Source organism: Bacillus sp. SIMBA_008 (assembly GCF_046535495.1).
GTDB lineage: Bacteria > Bacillota > Bacilli > Bacillales > Bacillaceae > Bacillus > Bacillus subtilis.
In genome coordinates, this window is the sequence record NZ_JAWRWL010001021.1 from 1 (window position 1) to 246 (window position 246).

Below are 246 nucleotides of genomic sequence, written 5' to 3' on the forward strand. Positions count from 1 at the left end.
GGAACGACCTTTTCTACGAAATGAGCGATTCAGGCGTTATCAAGAAAACAGCCATGGTCTTCGGACAAATGAACGAGCCGCCGGGCGCACGTATGCGTGTAGCACTGACGGGTCTTACAATGGCTGAGCATTTCCGTGATAAACAAGGACAGGACGTACTGTTCTTTATCGATAACATTTTCCGTTTCACACAAGCGGGTTCAGAGGTTTCCGCGCTTCTCGGCCGTATGCCTTCTGCGGTTGGTT

1 pseudogene is annotated in these 246 nt (G+C 50.4%); it reads left to right on the forward strand.

From position 1 onward, the window contains the following. Window positions 1-246: pseudogene (locus SB658_RS26500) on the forward strand (F0F1 ATP synthase subunit beta); the annotation flags it as partial.